This window comes from Xylophilus sp. ASV27 (assembly GCF_016428875.1).
Lineage (GTDB): Bacteria > Pseudomonadota > Gammaproteobacteria > Burkholderiales > Burkholderiaceae_C > Xylophilus.
In genome coordinates, this window is record NZ_JAELTO010000123.1 from 1 (window position 1) to 11,877 (window position 11,877).

At 61.7% G+C, this 11,877-nt stretch carries 11 protein-coding genes and 3 pseudogenes; 6 read left to right on the plus strand and 8 right to left on the minus strand.

The genetic code is table 11. The features are described from left to right. Nucleotides 1–125: 125 nt before the first annotated feature. Nucleotides 126–335 (minus strand): annotated as a pseudogene (locus tag JHD63_RS19410) (DUF2958 domain-containing protein); the annotation flags it as partial. A gap of 223 nt (nucleotides 336–558) precedes the next feature. Here JHD63_RS19410 and JHD63_RS19415 point away from each other — a divergent pair. Next, entirely contained in the window at nucleotides 559–852 is a 294-nt protein-coding gene (locus JHD63_RS19415) for a helix-turn-helix domain-containing protein (RefSeq protein WP_198972453.1), read from the plus strand. 115 nt (nucleotides 853–967) lie between these two features. Then, entirely contained in the window at nucleotides 968–1,363 is a 396-nt protein-coding gene (locus JHD63_RS19420; RefSeq protein ID WP_198972454.1) for a hypothetical protein, read from the plus strand. Between the two features lie 663 nt (nucleotides 1,364–2,026). Here the strand turns inward: JHD63_RS19420 and JHD63_RS19425 are convergent. From JHD63_RS19425 to JHD63_RS19450, 7 genes and pseudogenes are all read right to left on the minus strand, one after another. After that, nucleotides 2,027–2,419, minus strand: a complete 393-nt coding sequence (locus JHD63_RS19425) for a YkvA family protein (protein WP_198972455.1) — start codon at nucleotides 2,417–2,419, stop codon at nucleotides 2,027–2,029. A 297-nt stretch (nucleotides 2,420–2,716) separates the two neighbouring features. Next, a complete protein-coding gene (locus JHD63_RS19430; RefSeq protein ID WP_198972462.1) occupies nucleotides 2,717–2,911 on the minus strand; it encodes a hypothetical protein in 195 nt (64 codons plus the stop codon). A gap of 129 nt (nucleotides 2,912–3,040) precedes the next feature. After that, on the minus strand, nucleotides 3,041–3,484 hold the full coding sequence (locus JHD63_RS19435; protein WP_233168458.1) for a hypothetical protein: 444 nt from the start codon (nucleotides 3,482–3,484) through the stop codon (nucleotides 3,041–3,043). Further along, complete coding sequence (locus JHD63_RS19440; RefSeq protein WP_233168459.1) at nucleotides 3,474–3,911, minus strand: MarR family winged helix-turn-helix transcriptional regulator; 438 nt, start codon at nucleotides 3,909–3,911, stop codon at nucleotides 3,474–3,476. Before JHD63_RS19440 ends, JHD63_RS19435 begins: the two co-directional genes overlap by 11 nt. A 140-nt stretch (nucleotides 3,912–4,051) precedes the next feature. Then, nucleotides 4,052–4,268 (minus strand): annotated as a pseudogene (locus tag JHD63_RS24195) (hypothetical protein). Nucleotides 4,269–4,327: 59 nt separating this feature from the next. After that, nucleotides 4,328–6,378: pseudogene (locus JHD63_RS19445) on the minus strand (chromosome partitioning protein ParB). A 64-nt stretch (nucleotides 6,379–6,442) separates the two neighbouring features. Beyond that, the gene (locus tag JHD63_RS19450; RefSeq protein ID WP_198972457.1) at nucleotides 6,443–7,267 is read right to left on the minus strand and encodes a DUF932 domain-containing protein; all 825 of its coding nucleotides are present in this window, start codon (nucleotides 7,265–7,267) and stop codon (nucleotides 6,443–6,445) included. A 1,004-nt stretch (nucleotides 7,268–8,271) separates the two neighbouring features. Here JHD63_RS19450 and JHD63_RS19455 point away from each other — a divergent pair. The 4 genes from JHD63_RS19455 to JHD63_RS19470 all read left to right on the plus strand — a co-directional run bounded on the left by JHD63_RS19455 (nucleotide 8,272) and on the right by JHD63_RS19470 (nucleotide 11,750). Beyond that, complete coding sequence (locus JHD63_RS19455) at nucleotides 8,272–8,505, plus strand: hypothetical protein (protein WP_198972458.1); 234 nt, start codon at nucleotides 8,272–8,274, stop codon at nucleotides 8,503–8,505. Nucleotides 8,506–8,554: 49 nt separating this feature from the next. After that, a complete protein-coding gene (locus JHD63_RS19460; RefSeq protein ID WP_198972459.1) occupies nucleotides 8,555–8,863 on the plus strand; it encodes a helix-turn-helix domain-containing protein in 309 nt (102 codons plus the stop codon). Beyond that, a complete protein-coding gene (locus JHD63_RS19465) occupies nucleotides 8,826–9,854 on the plus strand; it encodes a reverse transcriptase family protein (protein WP_198972460.1) in 1,029 nt (342 codons plus the stop codon). Before JHD63_RS19460 ends, JHD63_RS19465 begins: the two co-directional genes overlap by 38 nt. 456 nt (nucleotides 9,855–10,310) lie before the next feature. After that, nucleotides 10,311–11,750 (plus strand): glyoxalase superfamily protein, encoded by a 1,440-nt coding sequence (locus tag JHD63_RS19470; RefSeq protein ID WP_198972461.1) that lies wholly within the window; start codon nucleotides 10,311–10,313, stop codon nucleotides 11,748–11,750. The last annotated feature ends 127 nt before the right edge of the window (nucleotides 11,751–11,877 follow it).

Consider the following 11,877-nt stretch of genomic DNA (forward strand, 5'->3'; position numbering starts at 1 on the left):
TCGCGTCGGGTGGGGCGGCGGTATTGCTCGAATCCGGCCTCTTGATCGGCCGCTGCTGCCAGGGTCTGTTGCTTCATCGGATCACAACGCATTCGAGCCGCCAGTGGTGGACTTGTTCAGCGTTGCCCTAACTCGGGCATGCCAATGCCCACGTCCATAACTCCCCAAGCGGAGTCGCCGTCAGTGGGATTGAGCGCGGCCAGCAGCCAGGTGGCATGGGCGTCCGGCGTGAACAGCCGCACCACGGGCAGCGGGTCGATGGCCTGACCGGCGGCGCGGGCCTGGCCGTGGGTCAGCAGTTGTGTGCGTTCCTCGTCGGTGATGAGTGGGTTCACGACAATTCCCTTCATTGCACGAATCCGCAAAAGCGTGAAAGCGTAAAGCCACTTTGGCGGATTCAAAGAAAACCACGGATGCGGTTCTGTGCTTGTGTGGGAATCCACCAATGCGGATTTCCGTAAAAGAACAAAAGCGGCAAACCAGCAAAAGCGAACACTATAGGTTGTAGCCCTAAAGAGCGCAATCAGATGTCATCTTGGATTTCAGGGAGATCCAAGATTGGCAGCGAAACACACATTGTCGGAGGCATTGAAGACCATCCGCAAGGCACGGGGTCTGAGTCAGGAAGCCTTCTCGGACGTGTCCAGCCGCACCTACATGAGTTCGCTGGAGCGCGACCTCAAAAGCCCGACCTTGAACAAGCTGGCCGAGCTGTGCGAGGTCATGGAAGTGCACCCGCTCACGCTGCTGACGCTGGCCTATGCGGGGAAGAGCCAGAAACAGGCCGAGCAGCTTCTTGCACAGGTGCGGCGGGAGCTGGAAGCGGTGGCGAAGGAAGACAGTGTGCCGTAGTCAGATGCGAGCCAGCCTGGTCGAACAAGCGTAAGCTGGAGACGGGATTGCAGCTGACGGGGAGCTTGAATCGGTCCGCTGCTGAACTGGAGCATCAATCGCTATTGGACTGGCAATGGCACTCATAACAAAGTCACTCACCATTTGGCTCGTCATCCTCTTTTGCGCCGTTGCCAACGGCGCCCTGCGTGAAGGTGTTCTCATCCCTCATCTCGGCAAGGCTCCCGGATTCTTTCTGAGTGGCGTACTGCTGTCCGCCTTGATTCTGGTCATTACCTTTCTTGCCTTGCCATGGCTGGGGGCTCACCGGCCAGCGCAACGCATCGGGATCGGCGTATTTTGGCTGGCCCTCACCCTCGTCTTCGAGATTTCATTCGGTCGGTTTCAGGGCAAGCCGTGGGCCACCATTCTGGAGGCCTACACGTTCAAGGATGGCAACATCTGGCCGGTCGTTTTACTGGTCACCGCGGCTGCGCCCTACGTTGCGGATCGGCTCAGAGGTTTGCCGTAATGACAGAGGGACCTAAGGCAACGCTGAACAAGTCCCCCGCGCGTCGCGCATCCCTGCCGTGGGCGGTCTGCGGCGTTGCAAATCCTCGCCATGGCTGCGGTTTGCGCCTTGCATCCCATCCCACGCCAGGGCGCGCGCCAGCGCGGGGACTTGTTCAGCGTCGCCCTAACGCTGCTTCGCCCGCCCGTCACATGCGACACCGCATATGACCAGCGCGAGAACGCCTCGCCGCACCTTGCGGCGCTGTACTTGAAGTGTGGGATGAAAGCGCCATGGCGAGGCTGGGTATCGTGTCCGTGAACCATCCTTCGTGACGTGATGGGCGAGACCCGCCAGCGTCGAGGGCGGCACCCATTCATACAACCTGCCGCAGCAAGCCACGGCGTATCTGCCGTACCCTGCCCATTGCGACGGGGCGCTGTTCAGGCCGATCCGGCGCTGCCGGTTCGGCTCTCCCTAGGGGCGCCAAGCATCGCGCGGCGGGGATGGGCCTGGCGCCGATCCCCCGGAGGCAAGCGAAGCGCGCAGCGCCGCAGGCGCGAAGGCGTGAGGGATAGCCGCCGAATGGCCGTGACGGCGAAGTCGGCGCGGGGCAAAGCCCAATAGCCCGGCGGCGCTGTGCGCCGACACGCCCAGGCCGTTCAATCGGCCATCAGGGAAAAACTAAAGATGCGGCTGGAGCCAGAACCACAAGCCCACCCCCACGGCCAGCCACACGCACACGATCATCACCGCCCCGAATCGGCTTCTCGGCTTGGCCCCTTCCGTTTGCATCCACGCATCGGCCTGCACGCGGCATTCCGCCAGCACATCAGACGGCAGCAGCCTGACGGTCAACCAGATCAACACCGGCAACAGAATCACATCGTCCAGATACCCCAGCACCGGGATGAAGTCTGGAATCAAATCAATGGGGCTCAGCGCATAGGCCACCACGAACAGCCCGAGGGCCTTGGCATACCACGGCGTTCCGGGGTGCTTGCCGGCAAACCACAGCGTCACGCCATCACGTTTGATGCGCTTGGCCCAGGTCTTCAAGGTTGTTCGGATGCTCATAGCCCGAGAGTGTTCCATAGCGTCAAAACCTGATGGAGCCACATCGGCATCACGCTTGCGTCAGGCAGGCCCGTGCGGGCCTTCCATTGCCGGGCGTCTCGCCCGCATATTGCATGGCACTGGCGACAAGTCGGTGCCCACGGGCATCGTGCCGAAAGCGATGCCGTCAACGCCGCCGCCTGAGTCATAGCGAAGGCGGCGGCGTTCTGATTCGGCTGTTGGCCTTGAACACCGGGCGCGGCCACTGCCGCGCCCGGATTTGCTTTTCACCGCGCCCAGGGCGCGGTGCTGTTCGGGTTATTCCTTCGTCTCGATGATCCACCACACGGCACGCGCCAAGGCGCGGCCCGTGATGGGATGAATGTCCGTGAGGTCGGCGCGGACCGTCCAGCCCGAGGGCGGGCGGTAGCCGCGCACGTCGCCATCGTCGTGCCAGCAGCGGGCACGTACCGTGCCGGGGGGCAAGCGCCGCGCGACGGGGATAGCCCGCAGGACTGTCCCCTGGAGCAAGCGTCAGCGCGCAGCGCCGCAGGCGTGACGGCCAAGACGGCACGGGGCGCAACCCGCAAAGCCCGGTGGCGCGATGCGCCAGCCGCCCAAAGTTTTCCGCCAAGAATGAATTCAGTCGGATGAACGCTTGCGCCGCCGCATATTCCATCCATCGCGGAAGTTGCGCCCGATGAGCACCAGATTGACAGCTCCCGCCACCAACTCCAGCGCCTGCACGCCATAGAAGACGCCATCGAACACCCCAGCCTGCGCCCGCTGGGCCAGAAAGACCGCCGCAGGTGCCAGCACCAGCAGTCCGATGCCGCCAATGACCGGCATGCGTTTGCGCTTGGCCGTGATCGTTGGGTGTTTGCTCTTGCCGCCCATCGAAAAGCCGCTGGCTCCGGTGACAGCCATTACCGGCACAAAGCCCAGCAGCGCCCAGGCAATCGCCTGCTTCACGGTCGCCACGGCGGCGGCGGACAGAAACAACTCCGCCACGACCGTGGACGACCAGAACACCGCCAGGAACAGCAGCGCCAACACGGCGGCAACCAGATGCACTTTACGCTTCATGATCGGGCTCCTCGGACGTATAGGTTTGCACCAACGCGGTCAGCACCTCGCCCACGGCATCCAAATCCGCCGGCGAAAACGCGACTGCCACCCGCTGCGCATGTGCGCGCCAGCGTTCATCGACGCTGGCATAGGCCTGCTGCCCTTGCCGCGTCAGCACGAACAGCGGCGAGCGCTGGTGCCGGGGGTTGGGATGCGACTCGACCAAGCCATCGGCGGCCAGCAGATTGAGCTGCTTTTGCGCGCCTTGCCGGGTCAAGCCCATGCGTGTCGCCACCTGCGGGGCCGTCTGTGGCTGCCCGGCCAATGCCAAGGCCCCCAGCATCTGCCAGCGAGCGCTGGTGAGTCCCTCGGTGGAACCAAAGGCATCCCCCCAGGAAGCCAGCGCACCATTGAGCCGGAATACCGTCAGGATGATGTTGGTCAATTGCTGAGATTTTGTTCGTCGCATAGCATCTCCAAGATTGACAACCAGTTTCCCATATAGGAAACTGGTTGTCAATTAAAAGACATGTGGAAGCGCCATTCTTGCCATGCCAATCGGCGTGGCATCTTGGCTGATCCCGGTTATTCCTTCGTCTCGATGATCCACCACACGGCACGCGGCCAAGGCGTGGCCTGTCATGGGATGAATGTCCGTGAGGACGGCGCGGGCCGTCCTGCCCGAAGGCGAACGGTAGCCGCGCACATCGCCCTCGCCGTGCCAACGGCGGGCGCGTACCGTACCGATGGCATATATTGCCGCCATACGCGGGCGGCTTGGGGTGGGGTTGTCGGCGGGCATGGACTGGCACCGTGCAAGCCAGCGCCCGGATGGCTCCGGGCGCTGTGCTGCGGTGAGGGTCAAGCGGTCAATGCCTCGGCGGGTTCATCCGCCACGGTGGCGGCTTCTTCCGCGCCGTCCTGCGCCGTATCCTGCGGCCCATCCTCGGGAGCATCCGCCTGCGCGCCTACCGCCTTGAAGATGGCAGGCATCCAACCCGTTCCGTTCGCCAGTCGCTCGGCCTCGCTGGCAATGTCGGCCTTCTTGAGCTTCGCCAGCCGGTTGACCGTATCCGGCGCGAACTCGCCCACGGCATCCAGGATCACGGCCTTCGGAACGTGCTTGAAATAGCCTTCCGCGCTCGGCTTCCACCATGCGGCCATGTCGAGGCCCACGGCCTGCGCCAGTTCCGCACCGGGCTGATGCGCCGTGGCACGCGGCGTCACCACGTCCACCGTGGACGCCACGCACACGGCCAGCAGCTTGACCAGTTCGCCTTGCTCCATCGCCAGCAGCGCGGAGAACAGTTCGGCGCTGTCCTCGGGCAAGGCTTGCCCGGCTACCTGTTGCATCTCGCGCAGCGCCACGGCAGCGGGTGATTCCGGCCAGTCCGGGGCCATGCCTTCCAGTCGGCCTTGCACCGTCAGGCGCACGCCCAGCGGCAGGTCGTGCCCGTAGTGGCGTTCCTGCAAGACGGCCTGCACCATGCCATGCACCAGCGTAGCCAGTGCCACTTGCGGATGGCGGGCCACTTCGATTTGCAGCGCGGCGTGCGGTGGGCGCTCAAACGTTGGGCCAGCCGGTCGGAAATCGCTGCGGCCTTGGGGTGCTCGTCGTTCTCGGCTTCACCTTCCACGCTGCCGAACCCTTGGGGCAGCCGCTCCGGCGTGCGCAACGCCTTGGCCTCGGCCTCGCGCAGCAGCCCGCGATGAATCACGGCCTGCCCGTTGCGGTCGATGGTGACGATGGCACCGGCTGCGGCCTTCACGTTCGGGGCATAGTCCAGCAGGCCATCCTCCAATGCCTGCAGCTGCTCGCCCAGCCGTTCGCCTTCTTCTTGCCGCGCGTCGGCCTTGTCTTCGTCCTCGGCGTCCATCGCGGCATCCACCGCTTCGGCTACTTCCTGCATCTTGGCTTGCAGCTTCTCGATGCGCTGCGCTTCGCGCTTGTTCGGCTCGCGGCGCTCCCTCGGAGCACGCTGGAAGGTTTGCAGGTCGGCATACGTGGCGGCGGGCGCGGCATCCACCCAGGCCCATCCCTCAGTGCGGACGGTGGCAGCGATGCCCGCCAGCTTGTCCAGTGCCAGCCGTTCCAGCAATGCGGCATCGTTGAGGTACACGCCCGCATCGCCTTCCGCGAACAGGTCACGGCGAATACCGCCGCCCGCCTGCTCGTAGGCGTCCAGCCCGACGAAGCGCACCAGCGGATGGCGGTAGGCGTCAATCTCGCGTTCCGTCAAACGGTCACGCAAGGCGGACGGACTGCGCTGCCACTGCGGCGCATCGTAGAACGCGGCGTCTTGTGAAGCATGATCGTCGGTCACGGCCAGCGCCATGAGTTGGTCGAGCGTGACGGCATCGGCCCGGTAGTCGGCCATCAAGCGCGGCGATACATTGGCGAGCTTCAAGCGGCGCTGCACCACCAGCGGCGTGACAGAGAAATCCGCCGCAATGTCCTCGATGGGTCGGCCTTCGGCCACCAGTGCCGCGAAGGCTTCAAACTGGTCTGCCGGGTGCATGGCTTCGCGCTGCACGTTCTCGGTGAGACTGGCGGTGCGGGCCGTGCCATCGGCCACGCGCAGGCAAGGCACTTCCCAATCCTTGGCGATGCGGTGCTTCTTCGCCAGCAGCTTGAGGGCTGCGAGGCGTCGGCCACCGGCCACCACCTCGTAATGCTCGCCATCGGCGGATGCAATCACGATCAGGTTTTGCAGCAGGCCCACGCGCTGGATAGAAGCGGCCAACTGAGGGGCAGACATACGCGGGGTAGTCTTGCGCACGTCGCGGCCCGTGGGGCGCAACACCAGCCGCGACAGCGGCACCAGAATCATGTGCTTGCTCGGGTCGGCGGCTTGCAGCACGTTGGCGGCGGTGCTGACGGCGCGGGCTTCGGTAGTGGTAACGGCGTTCATGGTGGACTCCAATCGAGTGAAACAAGGAAATGGAGGGGAACCTCCCCTCCGGCGGGGGAACGGTTCAGGCTTTGAGGGCGCGCATGCCGTCGGCCAGCAGCCACAGGGCGCGGTTCAGACGAATGTCAGAATCAATGCCTTGCACAGGGCGGGTCTGCTGCCTGCGGCCGTTGGCGCTGCGCCCGGACAGGCCACCTTTTGTGAGGTTTTCTTGCGTGCGGTTAAAAACCGACCACAAATCCGGGCGGCGATCCTCGAAACGGCGCGGCATCAGAATCTGAGATTCCGTGACAGGCGCGGGCTTGTCCGGGTCGTCGTACTTGAGGGCCAGCGCGGCGCGTGCGAACACCTCCGATTCGCCATCGTCCAAGGTGATGCCGCGCATCAGGTCACGCGATTCCTTCACCCGGTCAAAGCCGCGCAGCACCTCGAAAGCGCCTTCGATGACTTGGCCCGTCACGTCGCCTTTGTGAGGCAAGCGAACATCGGCAAAGGTGTCGCCGCACACCAGCCCATTGGCACAGACGAATCTGAAGGCACCCGCCAGCATCTGATAGCTGCTCGTGCCATCGTGCGAGTTCAGCAGCACGATTTCGTTAGCCTCCGCGCCATTGATCTGGCTGGCATGGCGCAGGCGCAGCATGTGTTTGGTGTGTTCGCGCTTGCCTTCATCGCGCACGCGGGTTTGCGTCACCATGAAGGGCTGGAACCCTTCTTTGCGAAGTTCGGTCAGAACCGCCGCCGTGGGGATATAGGCGTACCGCTGCGAACGGCTCTCATGCGGGGCATCCGCAAAGATGGACGGGGCCACGCGGTGAATCTGATCATCGGACAGCGGGGTGTCGCTGCGCAGCGCGGGGGAATGGGAAGCGAAACGGGTTGCAAGCATGTCGTTCTCCTGACTTGGCTGTTGAAGAAAGCGCACACCGGATTCCTAGATTCGGAGCCCAGCCTTTCGGCTGTTCGGTGCGGTCGGCACGAGGAACCCGGTTGGCCCTGTTGCCACCGTCTTTCCTGAGTTCATCGCCCGCGACGGTGAGGAGCGCGCGGACGGGGGCCGTCAAGGAGGAAAGCGCAGGGTTGGTGCGGCCCGCAGGCGTAGCCGAGGACACGGCCCTGCGCGCCTTGATGGCACACGGGAGCGGGCTACAGTCGCGGACAAGGTGATGAAGTCAGGGAAGACGGCTGGACATGGCAACGGCCCCTCCACACGCTGACCGCACAGCAAGCGAAGCGCGCAGGCCCGAAGCTGGAAGCCGGGCCGGAGGCGTCAGCCGAGCGAAGCGAGGGAACGATGGAAGCCCGAATGGGGCGAGACCCCGCAGGGGGCTCGATGCGCAGCACGACAGCGCGACCGGCCATCTCCCAGGTGGCCGGGGACGCCCAGACTGCGGAGTGGGAGCAGCCGTGTCCTGAATCGCTTCTGAAGCCACGTATACCGAGGTTGATTGGGTGTGAGGAACCTCGCGCAGTCGTCTAACTTCGCTCGACAGTTGGTTACAACTAAAACGTACTGACAGTCAAATTTCAGATTGAATAGTGTTTATGATGCAGTCACGGCAGCATGTGATCGTGCTGCTGCGGTTCAAAAGATTTGTTATTTCTGACCCGAAAAGGCAAAGGCTCAGTGATCAGGGCTTCAGTTGATGAAGTCCGCTACGCAGACAGTGTGCGTGGCTTGTAACGCGGCGCAGTTGGCTCAGCTAACGGCGACCAGCAGGACGACACAAACTGCGGAGCGCGAAGTCCAGTAAGGCTTCCAGCTCTGCGGGGGAAGGTTGAGCCAGCAGCGTGCAACTGTGATGGGCTTGGTTGGTGTCGAGTTGGCTCCTTTACGGCGCTGCCTTGAAACGGGGGAAGCAGGGCACGGTGCCTTGTGTAAAGGAGGTCCGAATGGACAAACAAATCTTGGAAAACCACATCAACGGCTTGAAGAAGGCCCGCGATGCATGCAGAAGCCAACTCGACACTGGTGCTATGAAGGAACTGGACGGTGCAATCTCGACGCTGGAGCAGCTTCGTGACCACCCCCAGGGTGCAGTAGATGCGGAAACGCTGAAGCTGCGCGTCCTCCAGGCCATCGCGGCGTTCGTCACCATCGTGACGAATATCCGAGACTGGCTGTGAGGCCGTCATGGGCACCCCAAGCCCATTCTTTGTTTTTTGAGATTTGCATATGAACATCGGACAAGCCATTCAGCTCGCTAGATCAAAGCGCAAGCTTTCACAAGCTGCGCTGGCGACGCGGGCTGGTATTTCGGTGTCCTACCTCTCGCTTCTTGAGCGTGGCCGGCGCGATCCACCCTTGTCCACTATTCAACGGATTGCCGCTGCGCTCGTGATGCCCGTAGAGATTCTTTTCTTTTTGGGGGCGGAAGAAGGAGAACTGGGACAGTTGAATCGAGACCTCGCTGGCCAACTGGCCATCACGGCACTGGAGCTTCTGAATGGACCTCTTCCTGATCAAACCGAGATATCGGGCTAGCCCAATCCGAAGCATTGCTGCGCTGGCCCGCGGCCTTCGTTGGGACGCCAAAGCATTGGTGGAACTGGCCGAGCGAGCCAACGGCATGTGGCGTACGGTAAAGCCTAAGCCAGGATCGACCAGGCAGACATTCGACGCAATGGGGCCGCTTAAGGAAATTCACAAGCGCCTGAAGCTCAATATCTTCCCCAAGGTGGACTTTCCCGAATACCTACAGGGAAGCTTGAAGGGGCGCGACTACGTCACCAATGCATCGCTCCACAAGGATAAGCAGATACTGATCTGCGAAGACGTGAAAGGGTTCTTCCCGTCTGTCAGTGCGGCCTATGTTGAGGATGTGTGGTGCAGTTTCTTCGGATTTGCACCTGAAGTTGCCAAGCTCCTGACGCAGCTCACAACCAAGGACGGCAGCTTTCCCCAAGGCAGCATTGCGAGTTCGTTTCTGGCGAATCTCGTGATGTGGCGGTATGAACCCTTGCTGCATGCGAAGCTCGCTCAACGAGGCATTACCTATTCCCGCTATGTAGACGACATGGTGATGTCGGCTGCAACACATTTGGACAAGGAGACGCAGACTTGGGTTATTGCCCAGGTCTATGGGATGCTTGCTCAGCACGGCTTGAGGGCAAGCCGCAAGAAGCATGAAGTATTCTCGGCTTCGAAGCCCATGATCGCGACGAAGTTGATCGTGAACCGCAAACCGTCGTTGAGTCCAAAAAAACGATCTCAAGTCCGGACTCAGGTTCGGCAATTAGAGATTGCTGCCGCAGATGGCGTAAACGCGGAGGAACTTTGGGATCTTGCCAACAAGGCTGCGCAGCGTGTGGGCCAGCTTGGACGTTTCCACAAGACTCCGGCAGCAAGTCTCAAGAATCGCATTGCCATTGTGCGGGGATCCTTGCCGCCCGAGAATCAACCGGCAATAACGGGGCAGACAATCGCCCCACTTTATCAAGAGCATCCCCCCACAGGCACTGCGCCTTGGGAGTAGTGGTCACTTGCTGATCGGCGCGGAACTATTCGTTGTGCGTCTTACGCTGCTCGATTTGCAACCGAGCGCGCGCAGCCCTTGGCAACGAGAATGCCGCGATACGGTGAAGGGAACAGCAAGACCACCCACACTCCGCCCAACGCAAACTCGGGTTTTTTTGCGGCAAGCGCAGCGCGTAGGCCGTCAAGGGACGGAGGCGTTAGGGATCCAAGCCGGATGGCTCTGACTCGGCACGAGGCATGGGGCGCAGCCCGCGAGCTCAACGACGGAACGCAAACACTTCGCTGGAAGCACGCGAGCAGTATGGTGTTATCCTATTCCGTAGGTTTCCGTCACCTGCCGCACGCGCCTTTCGAGGTACGACGAAGACGGGGCAATCGCGCCTCCCCAAATCATGTTTGATCCCTTGGGCGGCCCGCAATGCGTGCACCGGGCCAACACTCGAAAGAGATCAGCATGGATACCTCGAACCTCAAGGTGTTCGCACAGCGTTTGCGTGAACACCTCAAACAACACCGCATTTCCTTGCAGCATGGCCAGGCGCTTGATCTGGTTGCGGCTGTGCCTGGCCTGCGGAACTGGCCTGAAGTCAATGCTTTTCCCGACCGCGTAGCCGCGGCGTCATGTGACGACGGCGCATGTCAGCGTCTGGCTTCTCGAATTGCCGATCGGTACAGCAAGATTTTTTCAGCGCAGGACTTGCAGAAAGCCCTGGAAACGCCGCTGCCAGAAAAACCGCGTAAGACCCCTGCGAAGCGGCCGACCTTGATCAAGGAACCGGAACCCTTGAATGGGAAAGTGCTGAAGTACGTGGAGGTCAGCGAAGAAACGGGCAGGCCTACAGGATGTAGCGCATCATTCCTGGGTGTGGAATTTCAGGCACTTCAGTATTCCGACCTCATCCATCAAAAACTCGAAAAGGTAGCCATTCCTCTGCGCTGGAACGATGCGCGTGTTCTCGAAAGCACGATCCCGGAGATCACTGTCGAGAAGTTCGCCAGCGGCAACGCTGTGCTTGAAAGCATCTACTCGTCAAGGACCATTGGCTTGGTTAAAGGAGGCTGGCTGCCTTCGGGGCTGGCCCTGCAGGAGGGAATGGTCGTCATGCCAGATCGCTGCACCATTACCGAGCTGATCGGGCGTTTTCTCGATGGTAAGAAGACAGAGGGGGCAAATGATGACTTCCTCGATTTTTTTGCGGATCAGCACATTCGTATCAATCCATTGCTTTTTGCGCTGGAAGGCAATCTGCGGAAGAACCCAACCCCGGATGTCGTCGAACAGCAATTCGAGTGGGCCTGCGCCAAGATCAAGGCAGCGCTGCCTAAGGCAGAGCTGGTGCCGGCAGGCAAGGAAAGTCTGCGGGGCATCATGGGCATCATCAACGACACGCAGGCCGGCATGGCACGCAAGCAGGAGTTCCTCATGCGTCTGGCCCCGAAGCTCCACGGAAACGTCGGAGCGCGTCGGCTTCCAGCGGTTTGGGATGACGTGCTAGCCGTTGCCGATGAGTGTGGCGTCCCGAGGCGTTCGATGGTCGTTCTCGCCGCGCTGAGCGCGGCGGCGATCCCGAACGGGAAAAGCCCGGCCAAGAAGTTGCTGAAGCTGACGGAACCTAACTATTCGACAGAGCTGGCATACAACGCGCTGGCCGATCTGCGTTCCCTGGAAATCCTGATGTATCTGTTCGCGCTGTTCCCACGCGAACGGCTTCTGCTATGCACAGGAGACAAGGATTTAGCGCTTTTCTGGGCTGGAATCAGGGCATCAGGCTTCGCCTGGCAGGGGGGCAACTTCCAGTGCAAGTTCTCCCCCGTTGATACCTTGCTGCCCAATGTGACGCCGGAACGGGCGGCGTCGTATTTCCGCACCGAGGGTGAGCCTCGCAAGCCTTAATCTTACTGTGTCATAAAAGATGCTTTGCGCTTGCCCTTCCGCAGCATGGGCACTGCCCGAGACGAGCGATCAGTTGGTAGCTCAGTCGATGACGCAGTGTCGTGATCGACGTCGCCACGTGGCGCTG